Here is a 15,389-nt window from a genome sequence, read left to right on the forward strand (position 1 = left end):
CCGAAGACCTAAGATGATCAACGTGTCCGACCAGCATGCACCACGGTCTCTCATCGTCACGCTCTACGGCGCCTACGGCCGCTTCGCACCGGGCCCCGTGCCCGTCGCCGAGCTGATCCGGCTGCTGGCCGCGGTCGGCGTGGACGCGCCCTCCGTACGCTCCTCGGTGTCCCGTCTCAAACGCCGCGGGCTGCTGCTGCCGGCCCGTACGGCGCAGGGCGCGGCGGGGTACGAACTGTCGCCGGACGCCCGGCAGTTGCTCGACGACGGCGACCGGCGGATCTACGCCACCGCGCCGCCCGAGGACGAGGGCTGGGTGCTCGCGGTGTTCTCCGTGCCGGAGTCGGAGCGGCAGAAGCGGCACGTGCTGCGCTCGCGCCTGGCCGGACTCGGCTTCGGCACGGCGACCCCGGGGGTGTGGATCGCCCCGGCCCGCCTGTACGAGGAGACGCGGCACACCCTGCGGCGGCTGCACCTCGATCCGTACGTCGACCTGTTCCGCGGTGAGCACCTCGGCTTCGCGGCGACCGAGGAGGCGGTCGCCCGCTGGTGGGACCTGGCCGCGATCGCCAAGGAGCACGAGGAGTTCCTCGATCGTCACGGGCCCGTGCTGCACGAGTGGGAGCAGCGGAGCGACACCCCGCCCGAGGAGGCCTACCGCGACTACCTCCTCGCCCTGGACTCCTGGCGCCACCTCCCGTACACCGACCCCGGCCTGCCCACCCGCCTGCTGCCCGAGGACTGGCCGGGAGTCCGCTCGGCGGCGGTCTTCCGCGGGCTGCACGCGCGGCTCAGGGATGCGGGGGCCGAATTCGTCGGCGTGTGACCTCAGGCACAACACAGGTCACTAACGGAACCCTCAGGTTGTTCTTTCCCTCTTCTCAAGTTTCTTACCTAGCGTTCAACGGGCCGACCGCCGGGTAGAGAAGAGGACTGTTTCGCATGACCACCACGGCCAGGGTTCAGGGAGCCACCGTCTGGCTCACGGGACTGCCGAGCGCGGGCAAGACGACCATCGCCCGCATCCTCGGCGACCGGCTCAAGGCCGAGGGACATCGCGTGGAGGTCCTCGACGGCGACGAGATACGCCGCTTCCTCTCCGCCGGTCTGGGTTTCTCCAGAGCGGACCGCAACACGAACGTGCAGCGCATCGGCCTCGTCTCCGAGGTCCTCGCGCGCAACGGCGTCCTGTCCGTCGTGCCCGTCATCGCGCCGTACGCCGACAGCCGCGAGGCCGTGCGCAAACGGCACGAGGCCAGCTCGACGCCGTACATCGAGGTGCATGTGGCCACTCCGGTCGAGGTGTGCAGCGAGCGGGACGTGAAGGGGCTCTACGCCCAGCAGGCCGCGGGCCGGCTGACCGGGCTGACCGGCGTCGACGATCCGTACGAGCCGCCGGTCGACCCCTCGCTCGTACTGCCGACGCAGCACCAGACGCCCCAGGAGTCGGCCGACGCGGTGTACGCGGTGCTGGCGGAGCGGGGGCTGGTGTGAGCACGCAGGGCAAGGGCTTCGCGATCTCCCATCTGGACGCTCTGGAGTCCGAGGCGGTGCACATCTTCCGCGAGGTGGCGGGCGAGTTCGAGCGGCCGGTGATCCTCTTCTCCGGCGGCAAGGACTCCATCGTCATGCTGCACCTGGCACTGAAGGCCTTCGCGCCGGCGGCCGTTCCCTTCTCGCTGCTGCACGTCGACACGGGCCACAACTTCCCCGAGGTCATCGAGTACCGCGACCGCACGGTGGCGCGGCACGGTCTGCGGCTGCACGTCGCGTCGGTGCAGGACTACATCGACCGCGGTGTGCTGAAGGAGCGTCCGGACGGGACGCGCAACCCGCTGCAGACGCTGCCGCTGACGGAGAAGATCCAGGCGGAGAAGTTCGACGCGGTCTTCGGCGGCGGGCGGCGCGACGAGGAGAAGGCGCGGGCGAAGGAGCGGGTGTTCTCGCTGCGGGACGAGTTCTCGCAGTGGGACCCGCGCCGGCAGAGGCCCGAGCTGTGGAACCTGTACAACGGCCGGCACGCTCCCGGTGAGCACGTCCGGGTGTTCCCGCTCAGCAACTGGACCGAGCTGGACGTCTGGCAGTACATCGCCCGCGAGGGCATCGAGCTGCCGGAGATCTACTACGCACACCACCGTGAGGTGTTCGCGCGGGGCGGCATGTGGCTGACCGCCGGCGGGTGGGGCGGGCCCAAGTCCAGCGAGACCGTCGAGAAGCGGCAGGTGCGCTACCGCACGGTCGGCGACATGTCCTGCACCGGCGCCGTCGATTCGGACGCCGACACCATCGAGAAGGTGATCGCCGAGATCGCCGCGTCCCGGCTGACCGAGCGCGGTGCGACCCGCGCCGACGACAAGATGTCCGAGGCCGCGATGGAAGACCGTAAGCGCGAGGGGTATTTCTAGTCATGACCGGCACGACCACCAAGACCGGCACGACCATCGACACGCTTCGGTTCGCCACCGCGGGTTCCGTCGACGACGGCAAGTCGACTCTCGTGGGCCGACTGCTGCACGACTCGAAGTCGGTTCTCGCCGACCAGCTGGAGGCCGTCGAGCACGCCTCCCGCAACCGCGGCCAGGAGGCCCCGGACCTCGCGCTGCTGACGGACGGTCTGCGGGCCGAGCGGGAGCAGGGCATCACGATCGACGTGGCGTACCGCTACTTCGCCACCCCGCGCAGGCGGTTCATCCTCGCCGACACCCCGGGCCATGTGCAGTACACCCGCAACATGGTCACCGGCGCCTCCACCGCCGAGCTGGCGATCATCCTGGTCGACGCCCGACACGGTGTCGTCGAGCAGACCCGCCGGCACGCCGCCGTGGCCGCCCTGCTCCGCGTCCCGCACGTGGTCCTCGCCGTCAACAAGATGGATCTGGTCGGCTACGAGGAGAAGGACTTCGACCGCATCGTCGAGGACTTCGCGGGCCACGCGGCCGAGTTGGGCCTGCCGTCCTTCACCCCGATCCCGGTCTCGGCGCTGGTCGGCGACAACGTCGTGGACCGCTCGGCACGCATGGACTGGTACACCGGTCCGGCCCTGCTGGAGTTCCTGGAGAACGTCCCGGTCGGCACCGAGTCGGCGGCCGACGCCCCGGCGCGCTTCCCGGTCCAGTACGTCATCCGGCACGGTGAAGTCCGTTACTACGCAGGCCAGTTGATGTCGGGCGCGCTGCGGGTCGGCGACCGTGTCATCGTCCACCCCTCCGGCGAGACCACCGAGATCACCGCCATCGACGTGCTCGGTGTCGCCCAGGACGCGGCCCACGCACCGCAGTCGATCAGTCTGCGGCTCGCCGGCCAACGGGACATCTCCCGCGGCGACCTGATCACGGCCGGGGGTGGGGCCCCGGTGCTGACGCAGGACGTCCGGGCGGCCGTGTGCCATCTGGCCGACCGCCCACTGAAGGTCGGCGACCGGGTACTGCTGCGGCACACGACCCGGACGGTCAAGGCGATCGTCAAGGACCTTGCCGCGGCTGGTGAGTTGACCGCGAACGACCTCGGCCGCATCACCCTGCGCACCGCCGAGCCGCTCCCCCTCGACGACTATGCGGTCTCCCGCCGCACCGGCGCATTCATCCTGATCGACCCGGCGGACGGCGCGACGCTGACCGCGGGCATGGTCGAGCTGCCGTAGGAGATCTTCCCGCGTGCGCCCTCAAGTCCCCAGTGAAAGGCGGGGCTTGGGGGCGTCCGTGCGTCCGGTCTGGGGGCGGCGGCTGCCTGCGCGGTACGGGGCCGGCCAGACGACGCCCGGGCCGTCGTAGTCCAGCGCGGCCGCGGCGTGCAGGGTCCAGTGCGGGTCGTAGAGGTGGGGGCGGGCGAGTGCGCACAGGTCCGTACGCCCGGCCAGGATCAGGGAGTTGACGTCGTCCCACGAGGAGATCGCGCCGACGGCGATCACGGGGATGCCGACGGTGTGGCGAATGCGGTCGGCGTACGGCGTCTGGTACGACCGTCCGAACTCGGGGCGTTCCTCGGCCACGACCTGCCCGGTCGACACGTCGACGGCGTCGGCGCCGTGCGCGGCGAAGGCGCGGGCGATCTCGACGGCGTCCTCGGCCGTCGTACCGCCGTCGGCCCAGTCGGTGGCGGAGATACGGACGGTCATGGGCTTCTCCTCCGGCCAGATGCCCCGGATCGCGTCGAAGACCTCCAGTGGGAAGCGGAGTCGTTTCTCCAGCGAGCCGCCGTAGGCGTCGGTGCGGCGGTTGGTCAGCGGGGAGAGGAAGCCGGAGAGCAGGTAGCCGTGGGCGCAGTGCAGTTCGAGCAGATCGAAGCCGGCCCGGGCGGCGCGCCAGGCTGCGGCCGTGAACTGCTCGCGGATGTCGGTGAGTTGGGCCCGGGAGAGCTCACGCGGGGTCTGGCCGTCCGGCTTGTACGGGAGCGGTGAGGCGGCCACGAGGGGCCAGTTGCCATCGGGCAGCGGTTCGTCCATGCCCTCCCACATCAGCCTGGTCGAACCCTTGCGGCCGGAGTGGCCGAGCTGCACGCCGATCGCGGTGCCGGGCGACTGCGCGTGCACGAAGTCGGTGATCCGTTTCCAGGCCTCGGCCTGCCTGCCGGTGTAGAGGCCGGCGCAGCCCGGGGTGATCCTGCCCTCCGCGCTGACGCACACCATCTCGGTCATGACCAGTCCGGCGCCGCCGAGCGCCCGTGCGCCCAGGTGGACGAGGTGGAAGTCGCCGGGGACGCCGTCGACCGCCGAGTACATGTCCATGGGCGAGACGACGACCCGGTTGCGCAGGGTCAGGCCGCGCAGCCGGAACGGCGTGAACATCGGGGGCGTACCGGTCGGGCAGCCGAACTCGCGCTCCACGGCGCCGGTGAAGCGGGCGTCGCGCAGGCGGAGGTTGTCGTGGGTGACGCGGCGGCTGCGGGTGAGCAGGTTGAAGGCGAACTGGCGGGGCGGCTGGTCGAGGTAGAGGCCCAGGTTCTCGAACCACTCCAGGCTGGCGCGGGCCGCGCGCTGGGTGGAGGCGACGACGGGCCGCCGTTCCTCCTCGTACGCCGTGAGCGCCTTGTCCAGGGACGGCTGTTCCTCCAGACAGGCGGCCAGCGCGAGGGCGTCCTCGACGGCGAGCTTGGTGCCGGAGCCAATGGAGAAGTGGGCGGTGTGGGCGGCGTCGCCGAGCAGGACGACGTTGCGGTGCGACCAGTGTTCGTTGACGACCGTGCGGAAGGTCGTCCACGCGGACTTGTTGGAGCGCAGGGGGCGGCCGCCGAGCGCTTCCGCGAAGATCTTGGCGCAGCGCTCGACGGACTCGGTCTCGTCGAGCTCGGCGAAACCGGCGGCTCGCCAGACGTCCTCGTGCATCTCGACGATCACGGTGGACGCGTCGGGCGCGTACGGGTAGCCGTGCAGCTGCATCACGCCGTGTTCGGTCTCGGCGATCTCGAAGCGGAAGGCGTCGAAGGCGAAGTCGGCGGCCAGCCAGATGTAGCGGCAGTGGTGGCCGGCCACATGGGGGCGGAACACATGGGCGTAGGCCTCGCGGGTGGTGCTGTTGACTCCGTCGGCTGCGATGACGAGGTCGTATGTCTCGGCGAGCCAGTCGGGGTACGGGGCCTCGGAGCGGAAGCGGAGGTCCACGCCGAGGTCTCGGCAGCGGTTGTGGAGGATTTCCAGGAGGCGTTTCCTGCCGAGTGCGGCGAAGCCGTGTCCTCCGGAGGTGTGCCGGGTGGCTCGGTGGACGATATCTATGTCGTCCCAGCGGACGAAGTCCTTCTGGAGGGCCTCGTAGACCTGTGGGTCGGCGTGTTCGATGCCGCCGAGGGTTTCGTCGGAGAGGACTACTCCGAAGCCGAAGGTGTCGTCGGGGGCGTTGCGTTCCCAGACGGTTATCTCGCGGGACGGGTCGAGGCGTTTCAGCAGGGCTGCGGCGTAGAGGCCGCCGGGGCCGCCGCCGATGATCGCCACTCGTAGGGGGTGGCTGGTCTTCGTCGGCGACTGCGGGTCCGTTGTGGCTGGTCGCGCCCGCGCGGCGGTAGCCGCAAATTCAACACGGTCCCGCGCCCCTGAAGTCTCCATCCTCACCGCCCCCTCCATTTGGGAGGGCGCTTTTCCTTGAAGGCCGCGTGGAACTCGGCGTAGTCCTCGCCGTTCATCAGGAGGGCCTGTGTGGAGGCGTCCAACTCCACGGCGGCCGCCAAGGGCATGTCCAGCTCCGCTGTGAGCAGGGCCTTCGTCTGGGCGTATGCCAGGGCCGGGCCCTCGGCCAGGCGGCGGGCCAGTTGCTGTGCGGCCTCGTCCGCTCGGCCCTCGTCCGTCAGTTCGCTGATGAGGCCGATGCGCTCGGCCTCGGGTGCGCGGACCGAGTCGCCCAGCATCAGCAGGCGGGTCGCGTGCCCGAGCCCCACGACCCTCGGCAGGAGATACGCCGCGCCCATGTCGCCGCCGGAGAGGCCGACCCGGGTGAAGAGGAAGGCGAAGCGGGCCGTCGGGTCGGCGACGCGGAAGTCCGCCGCCAGGGCCAGGACCGCCCCCGCGCCCGCCGCCACCCCGTGCACGGCCGCGATCACCGGGAAGGGGCACTCCCGTATCGCCCGCACCGTCTGGCCCGTCATGCGGTTGAAGTCGAGGAGCTGGGCGGTGTCCATGGACAGGGTCGCGCCGATGATCTCGTCGACGTCGCCGCCCGAGCAGAAGCCACGGCCCTCACCGGCCAGCACCAGCGCCCGCACCGACCGCTCCCGGGACAGCTGGGCCAGCAGGTCGCGCAGGTCGGCGTAGGCGCCGAAGGTGAGCGCGTTGAGCTTCTCGGGGCGGGCGAGGGTGACCGTCGCGACGCCGTCGGCGTGCTCGACGCGCAGATGCTGCCACTCGGAGGTGCGGGCGGCGGAGCCTGTGAAGGGACTCATGACGTGCGGCCTCCTCGGGGGGCGGGCACTGCCTCACTGAGCTCTACCCTTCGAAGCTATCACTCATCCGTGACTGTCGTCACGAGCGCGCGATAAGCCTGTCCGGATGTGACCTGGACGGGTCACATCCGTCACGGCTCGTCGACAGAGCGGCTACGACGGGAGCAGCCGCGGGAGGCGGGCCGTTTGTGGGGGTAAGCCGCCCTGCAACGGGGCCGAAGGTCCCGCACGGTGCCCGTCGGACGCCTCTGCCGGGCGGCGCCGTACCATTCATAAGGTTGAAAGCAGGACAGCCTGCTCATGAACGGAACCGCCTTGTACGAACGCCCCGCCTCCCCCGCCTCCTGGCGCATCGCACTGCCGCATTCCGCCGCGGCCGTGCCCGTCGCCCGCGCTCTCGTGCGCACGGCGCTGGCCGAGCTGGAGCACGGGGCCGACTGCGACACCGCGGAACTGCTCACGGCGGAGCTGGTCGCGAACGCCGTGGAGCACACCGTCGGCGACTCCCCGATAGAGCTCGTGGTGGAGTTGCTGCCGAGCGGCTGCCAGGTCGAGGTGCACGACCCCGACCCGGCCCCGCCCGGCAATCTGACCCGGCCCGACGGCCGCGAGCCCGACCCGTGGCAGGAGCACGGCCGCGGCCTGTTGCTGATCCGCGCACTCAGCTCGTCCTGCGGGCACCGCCCGACCGAGTCGGGCAAGGCGGTGTGGTTCCGCCTGCCGACGGTGCCGGCTCAGCGGCGTCCCGCCTGACGGCGGTTACGGCGGTCAGGCCAGCGTCGCGACCAGGACGGCCTTGATGGTGTGCATCCGGTTCTCGGCCTCGTCGAAGACCACCGAGTGCTCGGACTCGAACACCTCGTCGGTGACCTCCAGCTCGGTGAGCCCGTGCCGCTCGTGGATCTCGCGGCCGACATCGGTGCCGAGGTCGTGGAAGGCCGGCAGACAGTGCAGGAACTTCACGTCGGGATTGCCGGTGGCACGGAGGACCTCCATGGTCACGGCGTAGGGGCCGAGGAGCGCTATGCGCTCGTCCCAGACCTCCTTCGGCTCACCCATCGACACCCATACGTCGGTGGCGATGAAGTCGGCGCCGCGCACGCCTTCCTTCACGTCCTCGGTGAGCGTGATCCGGGCGCCCGAGGCGACGGCGAGATGCTGGGCCAGCTCCACGATCGTCTCGTCCGGCCACAGCAGCCGGGGCGCGACGATACGGACGTCCATGCCCAGCAGCGCGCCGGTGACCAGGTAGGAGTTGCCCATGTTGTAGCGGGCGTCGCCGAGGTAGGCGAAGGCCATCCCGGTCAGCGGCTTTGCGCTGTGCTCGGTCATGGTGAGCACGTCGGCCAGCATCTGGGTGGGGTGCCACTCGTCGGTGAGCCCGTTGTAGACGGGGACCCCGGCGTGCGCGGCAAGTTCCTCGACGACGCCCTGGCCGTGCCCGCGGTACTCGATCCCGTCGTACATCCGCCCCAGCACGCGCGCGGTGTCCTTCACGGACTCCTTGTGCCCGATCTGCGAGCCCGACGGGTCGAGGTACGTCGTCGAGGCGCCCTGGTCGGCGGCGGCGACCTCGAACGCGCAGCGCGTGCGCGTCGAGGTCTTCTCGAAGATCAGGGCGATGTTCTTCCCGCGCAGGTACTGCGTCTCGGTCCCGGCCTTCTTGGCGGCCTTCAGCTCGGCGGCCAGCTCGATCAGGCCGAGGAACTCCTCCTGGGAGAAGTCGAGCTCCTTGAGGAAGTGACGGCCGACGAGGGCGGTCGGGACTGTCGCCATGGGGGCACTCCAGGAATGCGGGAACACAACCCTTGGAACTCTATACGATGATTTGCATTTCTATACAGCCTCACGTTCGACCGGACAGCTCATACAGCGCGGTCCGCCCCGACCCCGGCCCAGTTCGCTGCCCGGGATCTCGATGACCTCGATGCCCTGCTTGCGCAGGTGGGTGTTGGTGGTGGCGTTGCGCTCGTAGGCGACGACGACGCCGGGCTCGACGGCCAGGACGTTGCAGCCGTCGTCCCACTGCTCGCGCTCGGCGGCGTGCACGTCCTGGGTCGCGGTCAGGACGCGGATCTCGCTCAGACCGAGGGCGGCGGCGATCGCGCGGTGCATGTGCTCCGGCGGGTGGTCGGTGACCTTGAGCTCCTTCTCGCCGACGCCCGGTTCGATGGTGTACGAGCGGAGCATGCCGAGGCCCGCGTACTGGGTGAAGGTGTCGCCGTCGACCATCGTCATCACCGTGTCGAGGTGCATGAACGCGCGTCGCTTCGGCATGTCCAGGGCGACGATCGTCTGGGCCGAGCCGGCGTCGAACAGCTTGTGCGCGAGCATCTCGACGGCCTGGGGCGTGGTGCGCTCGCTCATGCCGATGAGGACGGCGCCGTTGCCGATGACGAGGACGTCCCCGCCCTCGATGGTGGACGGGTAGTCGGCCTGCCCCTCGGACCAGACGCGGAACGTTTCGTCGCGGAAGAGGGGGTGGTGCCGGTAGATCGCCTCGAAGTGCACCGTCTCGCGCTGCCGGGCCGGCCAGCGCATGGCATTGACGGCGACGCCGTCGTAGATCCAGGCGGAGGTGTCGCGGGTGAAGAGGTGGTTGGGGAGCGGTGCGAGGAGGAAGTCGTCGAGGTCCATGACGTGGAAGCGCACGGAGGTCGGCTCCGGGTGTGCGTCCAGGAACTCGCGCTTGGTCATGCCGCCGACCAGGGCCTCGACCAGCTCCGGCGCAGGGAGGGTCTCGAAGGCGGCTCTGAGGTGGTCGGTGGCGAGGACGCCGTACTCCTTCTCGTCGAAGACCCGGTCCAGGACGAGTTTTCTGGCCGCCGGGATCTCCAGCGCCTCGGTGAGCAGGTCGCCGAAGAGGTGGACGGCGACCCCGCGGTCGCGCAGGACGTCGGCGAACCCGTCGTGCTCGGCGCGGGCCCGGCGGACCCACAGCACGTCGTCGAAGAGGAGGGCGTCCTTGTTGCTGGGGGTGAGCCTTTTGAGCTCGAGATCCGGCCGGTGCAGGATGACGCGGCGCAGCCGCCCGGCCTCGGAGTCGACATGCATTCCCATGACTCCATCCTGACCATCGCGGGGCCGCTTGACCCGCCGGTCGGCCGTTTCTTCGATTACTTGTTTTCGTCCTCTTGACGATAATCAAGTGGGGCGGTTATCGTCGAGCAGACGAAAACGAGGGGGTCCGATGGCCGACATCACCCGGCGCCTGGGCTGGCGCCATCTGCGCGGGGCGCCGACGGCGCACATCCGGCACCACCGCGGCGGCAGGCTGCTGCACGACGGCCCGGGGCTCAGCTTCTGGTTCCGTGCGCTGACCGCGGCGCTGTCCGAAGTGCCGGTCGACGACCGGGAGTTGGCGATGACCTTCCATGCCCGTACGTCCGACTTCCAGGACGTGGCGGTGCAGGCGACGGTGACGTACCGCATCAGCGACCCGGCACTCGCCGCCGCCCGGCTGGACTTCTCCGTCGACCCGGACACGGGCGTGTGGCGGGGCGCGCCGCTGGAGCAGCTCGGCACGCTGCTGACGGAGACGGCCCAGCAGCATGCGCTGGACGTTCTTGCCCGTACGTCGCTGTCGTCGGCGCTGGTCGACGGGGTGGCGGCGGTGCGGGAGCGGGTCGCGGCGGGGCTGGGCGCCGAGCCGCGGCTCCCCGCGACGGGCATCGAGGTGGTCGCCGTACGCGTGGTGGCGCTGCGTCCGGAGCCGGAGGTGGAGCGGGCGCTGCGCACACCCGCCCGTGAGCAGATCCAGCAGGAGGCCGACCGGGCGACGTACGAGCGACGGGCGGTGGCCGTCGAGCGCGAGCGGGCCATCGCCGAGAACGAACTGGCCAGCCAGATCGAACTCGCCCGCCGCGAGGAGCAGTTGGTCGACCAGCGCGGCACGAACGCGCGGCGCGAGGCGGAGGAGCACGCGGCGGCGGACGCGGTACGGGCCGAGGCTGAAGCGGCGCGTTCCGTACGGCTGTCCCGTGCGGAGGCGGAAGGGGCGCGTACGGTCGGTGAGGCGCGGGCTCAGGCGCAGGCGGCCTGGCTGCGGGTGCATGCCGATGTGGACGTGGCGACCCTGCACGCCCTCACCGGGACCCGGCTGGCGGAGAACCTGCCGAACATCGACAGCGTGACCATCTCGCCGGACGTGCTCACAGGGCTGCTCGCCAAGCTGGGACAGGCACAGGAATGAGCCTCGCACCCCGGGTCGTCCTCGTCCATCGCACCACGGAGTACGAGGAGTTGGTGGCCCACCACGGCACGCACGGGCAGGCCGCCTTCTTCCTCTCCTCCCGGGGACGGGACATCGAGGAGGTCGCCGAGCGGCATCGTCGTGCCCGGCGGGCGCTGGCGCAGGTGACCGCCGCGATTCCACTGACGTGGCGTCAGTCAAGGGTCGAGCGCGCCGACTTGGACCGCTTCCTCTTCGCGCCGGAGGACGTCGTGGTCGTCGTCGGCCAGGACGGTCTGGTCGCGAACGTCGCCAAGTACCTCACCGGTCAACCGGTGGTGGGCATCGACACCGACCCCGGCCGCAACCCGGGTGTGCTCGTACGGCACCGCCCGGAGGACGCGGCCGGACTGTTGACATCCGCCGGCCCGTCGGTCGACGAACTGACCATGGTCGAGGCCGTCGCCGACGATACCCAGCGGATCGTCGCGCTCAACGAGATCTACCTGGGCGCCGCCGGACACCAGACGGCCAGGTACCGCCTGGGCCTCGAGGACGACGGGGGTGTCGTCGAGGCCCAGGCTTCTTCCGGGGTGCTGGTGGGGACGGGGACCGGGGCGACCGGGTGGATCGGGTCGGTGTGGCAGGAGCGCGGCGCCGCCCTCTCGCTGCCCCGGCCCACGGACGGCCGGCTGCTGTGGTTCGTACGGGAGGCGTGGCCTTCGCCGGCCACCGGGACCTCGCTCGTCGCGGGCGAGCTCTCCGCCTCCGGCGGACTGCGGATCACCGTCGAGTCGGAGCGGCTCGTCGCCTTCGGGGACGGGATGGAGACGGACGCGCTGGAGCTGACCTGGGGGCAGTCGGTGCGGGTGGGCGTGGCGGACACGGCACTTCGCCTGGTCGGCTGAGGTGCACCGCGCCTGGTCGGCCGACGTCGCTACGCCTGGTCGGCCAGCGGGACCATCACCCCGGCCGGCCGCTGCGGCCGCACCGGCGCCCACAGCGTCGCCCCCGCCACCAGCGCGACCGCCGCGGCGGCCACCAGTACGGGTACGTTGCCCAGCGCCGCCGCCAGCGCCCCGCCGCCCAGCGCCCCCACCGGCACCGTCACCAGGAGCGCCGCCTGGTTGAAGCCCGCGACCCGGCCCTGCAGTCCGGCCGGGGTGATCAGCTGCTGGAGGGTGGTCAGGGAGATGGTCCAGACGGTCACGGCGAGACCGTACGAGATCTGGTACGCGAGCAGGATCGCGAAGGCGGGGCCGACGGACGCCGCCGGCACCAGGAAACCCGCGGCGCCCGCGACCAGTCCGCAGATCCTCGTCGACCGCCACGGCCCGAGACTCTCGCCGAACCGCCCGGCCACCACGATCCCGAGTACGGTGGCCGCACTGAACGCGGCGTACGTCGTGCCCAACTGCCATGCGGTGAGCCCGAGTTCGCGGCTGGCGTAGAGCACGTAGAGCGCGGCCGAGGCTCCGCTGCCGAGGTTGAGCCCGGCACCGGCCAGCACCATCCTCAGCAACCGCCGTTCCCGCCGTACGACGTCAAGTCCCGTTCGCAGGGCGGCAGTCGGCGAGCTGCCCGAGGAGTCTCGCTGCCCCACCGGTGTGTCGAGGGCGGCGGGCAGCGCGAACAGCACCAGCGCCTCCACGGCGTACGCGGCGCTGCCCACCGTCAGCGCGAGGCCCGTGCCCGTGAGGCCGACGAGGACTCCGCCGAGTGCCGGGCCGCCGACCTGGCCGACGGTACGGGCGCCGGTCAGCACCGAGTTGGCGGCGAGCAGCCGTTCGCGGCCGACCACGCGGGGCAGCGCGGCCTGGAGGCCGAGGTTGAGGGTGAAGGTCAGACTGCCGGAGGCGACGGCGACGGCGTAGAGATGCGGCCAGGTGATGTGCCCGGTGGCCTGCGCGAGCGGGACGGAACCGACCACCAGAGCCTGGAGGACCGTGGCGATCACCAGCAGGCGGCGCAGCGGTACTCGGTCGACCAGCACTCCGGCGAACGGGCTGAGCACCGCCCCCGGCAGATACGTCAGCGCCAGGATCACCGAGGCGGCGAACGCCCCGGCGTCCAGGACGGTCACGGCCAGCAGAGTCAGGGCGAGGGCGGTGATCTGACGGCCGACGGACCCGGCCGTCTGCTCCGCGCACAGCAGGACGAAGGGACGGTGACGCCGCAGCGGGCGGCCGTCCGGCGGGACGGCCACCCGTCAGATTCCGGTGCAGGGGACGGGCCAGCGGCCGATGCGGGGCGGGAGGGCCACCGCCCGGCCGTCGGTCACCCGGACGAGCCCTTCGCCGGCCAGCAGCGAGGTCGCCTCGCGCTGTATGTCGGTCAACTCGTCCAGTGGGGTGGGGACTTGGAGGGTGTCGAAGGCCGAGAGCAGGTCGGGGTCGTCGAGGGTGTAACGCACCGAGGCCGTGGGGTCCCTACGGTCCATGACGGTGACGAAGCCGGGTCCGCGCCGGTAGTAGAGCATCCCGTAGACATACCCCGCCGAAGGGCCGGTCACGGCATCGTCGTCCATGCGCAGCGGCTCGCCCCACGTGGGCAGCGAGACGCAGGTCCTTCCGTCGCGGAACAACAGGCCCAGTTCGAGGGCCTGTTGGAGCCATTCGTCGAGTTCCTCGGCAGGGACCGGGTGGCCGTCCTCGGCGAGCAGGCGGTGCAGCGCCGTCCCGCTTCTTCCGTCCTCCAGCCGGCGCAGGGCGGCCGACTGCCAGCCCGTGAACCGGTGGGTGCGCCGCGGCCAGCCCACCCGCCGGTCGTGCACCAGCAGGGCGTCGCCGTCCTCGGCGAACGTCAGCCGAGAGCCCGGGTGGTCGGTGAGCCAGCGTTCGACGCCCGCCCTGAGCCGCGCCTCCGCCTCTCCCCCGATGCCGGCGTCCTCCGTGTCGAACAGGTAGACCAGGTCGGCGAGTTCGTCCTCGGGGAGGTCGTAGACGTGCTGGTACATCTCGGCCGGGCGGCGCTTGCCGAAGCCGAGGCCGGGATCGTTGAAGTGGGGGCTGAACCGCTCGAGCTGGATGCGGTGGGCGCCGCCCGGGGGCTGGAGGTGGACGAGCGCCGGGAGCTGGTCGATCACGGACGTGTAGTCGTCGGCGGTCTCGCCCGGGAAGCCGTAGAGGAGGTTCCAGGAGCAGGTCAGGGAGTGGTTCTCGCACTCGCGGAGGGTGCGGATGTTGCGGGCGCCGGTGACGCCCTTGTCCATCAGGTCGAGGACGCGGCTGCCCAGGCTCTCGATGCCGGGCTGGATGTGCGCGGTGCCCGAGTCGGCGAGCAGGGCGAGCTGGTCGGGGGTGAGGTTGGACTTGACCTCGTAGTGCATGCGCAGGTCCCAGCCGCTGGCGGCGGCGCGCGGCAGGAAGTCCTTGAAGTACGCCATGTCGATGATGTTGTCGACGGTGACGACGTCCAGGATGCGGTGCCGGCGCACGAGGCGGTCGAGCTCGGACCAGAGGCGCTCACCGGGCTTGGCCCGGAAGGCCATCGCCGAGCCGTTGAGCCCGCAGAACGTGCAGTGGTGCTTCTCGCCCCACCAGCAGCCGCGCGCCCCCTCGACGACCAGCTTGGGGTGCACGTATTCGGCGACCGGGGAGGCGTCCAGCGCCGACTGCCAGTCGTCGTAGTCGGGCGAGGGGATGTCGGCGGGTGCCACCGTGCGCCGCGACTCGGGGTTGGCGCGCGAGACCTCGCCGTCCCACCAGCACAGGCCGGGGACGTCGGCGGGCGGGGTGCCCTCGTCGAGGTGGCGCAGGAGGGCCGGGAAGGCGTATTCGCCCTCGCCGCGCACCACGTGGTCGACGAATGGGTGGTTGCGGTGCAGGGCGTGACCCATCGGGCCGTCGCAGTTGCTGCCGCCGAAGACGACCGTCAACTCCGGGCGACGGACCTTGAGTTCGCGGGCCAGCGCGAGTGAGGAGACGTTCTGCATGAAGGTGGTCGTGAAGCCGATGACGTCCGGCTCGTCGGCGAGTACGGCATCCGCGCACTCGGCGATGAAGTCGGCCGCGTACGCGCGCATTTCGCGGGCTGTGCCGACGGTGATCGCGTGCCGCTCGGCGTAGTCGCGCAGCCGCTCGCTCCCCCAGCCGGGGTCGTCGTACAGCACCCCGGAGAAGACCCAGTCGCCCAGGCCGTGGAAGATCGAGTCGCTGCCGACCCGGACGTAGTCGCCCGGCCGCAGCCGTCCGCCGGAGCGCTCCAGCAGGAACTCCGCCCAGCGCAGCGAGCCGTGGAACTCGCGCACCTCGTCGTCGGGACGGGTGCGCGAGACCAGGGTGTGCAACAGGCCCACCTGCAGCGACGGCAGATCGATCGGATGCCAGGGCATCGTCACCAGGTGGACGCGCAG

General features: G+C 71.1%; 13 protein-coding genes. 7 read left to right on the top strand and 6 right to left on the bottom strand.

Features of this window, described 5'->3' with window-relative positions; all coding sequences use genetic code 11:
- Positions 1–13 precede the first annotated feature (13 nt).
- The 4 genes from ACFY1L_RS16030 to ACFY1L_RS16045 all read left to right on the top strand — a co-directional run bounded on the left by ACFY1L_RS16030 (position 14) and on the right by ACFY1L_RS16045 (position 3,640).
- Positions 14–826 carry a PaaX family transcriptional regulator C-terminal domain-containing protein gene (locus ACFY1L_RS16030; RefSeq protein WP_388823691.1) on the top strand — a complete coding sequence of 271 codons (813 nt, stop codon included), beginning with the start codon at positions 14–16 and terminating at the stop codon, positions 824–826.
- A 116-nt stretch (positions 827–942) separates the two neighbouring features.
- The gene (cysC, locus tag ACFY1L_RS16035; protein WP_388823693.1) at positions 943–1,494 is read left to right on the top strand and encodes an adenylyl-sulfate kinase; all 552 of its coding nucleotides are present in this window, start codon (positions 943–945) and stop codon (positions 1,492–1,494) included.
- A complete protein-coding gene (gene cysD, locus ACFY1L_RS16040; protein WP_388823695.1) occupies positions 1,491–2,405 on the top strand; it encodes a sulfate adenylyltransferase subunit CysD in 915 nt (304 codons plus the stop codon). The genes cysC and cysD overlap by 4 nt, the downstream gene beginning before the upstream one ends.
- A gap of 2 nt (positions 2,406–2,407) precedes the next feature.
- Positions 2,408–3,640: a sulfate adenylyltransferase subunit 1 gene (locus tag ACFY1L_RS16045; RefSeq protein ID WP_388823697.1), complete on the top strand. Its 1,233-nt coding sequence runs from the start codon at positions 2,408–2,410 to the stop codon at positions 3,638–3,640.
- Between the two features lie 21 nt (positions 3,641–3,661).
- Here the strand turns inward: ACFY1L_RS16045 and ACFY1L_RS16050 are convergent, their stop codons facing one another.
- Both ACFY1L_RS16050 and ACFY1L_RS16055 read right to left on the bottom strand, forming a co-directional pair.
- Positions 3,662–6,034 carry a bifunctional salicylyl-CoA 5-hydroxylase/oxidoreductase gene (locus tag ACFY1L_RS16050; RefSeq protein ID WP_388823699.1) on the bottom strand — a complete coding sequence of 791 codons (2,373 nt, stop codon included), beginning with the start codon at positions 6,032–6,034 and terminating at the stop codon, positions 3,662–3,664.
- 2 nt (positions 6,035–6,036) lie between these two features.
- Positions 6,037–6,864, bottom strand: coding sequence for an enoyl-CoA hydratase family protein (locus ACFY1L_RS16055; protein ID WP_388823701.1), 828 nt, complete (start codon positions 6,862–6,864; stop codon positions 6,037–6,039).
- Positions 6,865–7,164: 300 nt separating this feature from the next.
- Here ACFY1L_RS16055 and ACFY1L_RS16060 point away from each other — a divergent pair, with 300 nt between their 5' ends.
- Positions 7,165–7,617 carry an ATP-binding protein gene (locus ACFY1L_RS16060; RefSeq protein WP_388823703.1) on the top strand — a complete coding sequence of 151 codons (453 nt, stop codon included), beginning with the start codon at positions 7,165–7,167 and terminating at the stop codon, positions 7,615–7,617.
- Between the two features lie 15 nt (positions 7,618–7,632).
- On the opposite strand, the gene argF is transcribed toward ACFY1L_RS16060, so the two are convergent.
- Positions 7,633–8,640, bottom strand: a complete 1,008-nt coding sequence (gene argF, locus ACFY1L_RS16065; protein WP_388823705.1) for an ornithine carbamoyltransferase — start codon at positions 8,638–8,640, stop codon at positions 7,633–7,635.
- 60 nt (positions 8,641–8,700) lie between these two features.
- Positions 8,701–9,924, bottom strand: coding sequence for an arginine deiminase (locus ACFY1L_RS16070; RefSeq protein ID WP_388823707.1), 1,224 nt, complete (start codon positions 9,922–9,924; stop codon positions 8,701–8,703).
- A gap of 130 nt (positions 9,925–10,054) precedes the next feature.
- Here ACFY1L_RS16070 and ACFY1L_RS16075 point away from each other — a divergent pair, with 130 nt between their 5' ends.
- Both ACFY1L_RS16075 and ACFY1L_RS16080 read left to right on the top strand, forming a co-directional pair.
- Entirely contained in the window at positions 10,055–11,056 is a 1,002-nt protein-coding gene (locus ACFY1L_RS16075) for an SPFH domain-containing protein (protein WP_388823709.1), read from the top strand.
- Positions 11,053–11,943, top strand: coding sequence for a hypothetical protein (locus tag ACFY1L_RS16080; RefSeq protein WP_388823711.1), 891 nt, complete (start codon positions 11,053–11,055; stop codon positions 11,941–11,943). The genes ACFY1L_RS16075 and ACFY1L_RS16080 overlap by 4 nt, the downstream gene beginning before the upstream one ends.
- A 29-nt stretch (positions 11,944–11,972) precedes the next feature.
- Here ACFY1L_RS16080 and ACFY1L_RS16085 read toward each other — a convergent pair whose 3' ends face one another.
- Both ACFY1L_RS16085 and ACFY1L_RS16090 read right to left on the bottom strand, forming a co-directional pair.
- Positions 11,973–13,241, bottom strand: coding sequence for an MFS transporter (locus ACFY1L_RS16085; protein ID WP_388823713.1), 1,269 nt, complete (start codon positions 13,239–13,241; stop codon positions 11,973–11,975).
- Positions 13,242–13,244: 3 nt separating this feature from the next.
- Positions 13,245–15,374, bottom strand: a complete 2,130-nt coding sequence (locus ACFY1L_RS16090; protein ID WP_388823715.1) for a RiPP maturation radical SAM C-methyltransferase — start codon at positions 15,372–15,374, stop codon at positions 13,245–13,247.
- Positions 15,375–15,389 lie beyond the last annotated feature (15 nt).

The organism is Streptomyces sp. NPDC001663 (assembly GCF_042893105.1).
Classification (GTDB): domain Bacteria; phylum Actinomycetota; class Actinomycetes; order Streptomycetales; family Streptomycetaceae; genus Streptomyces.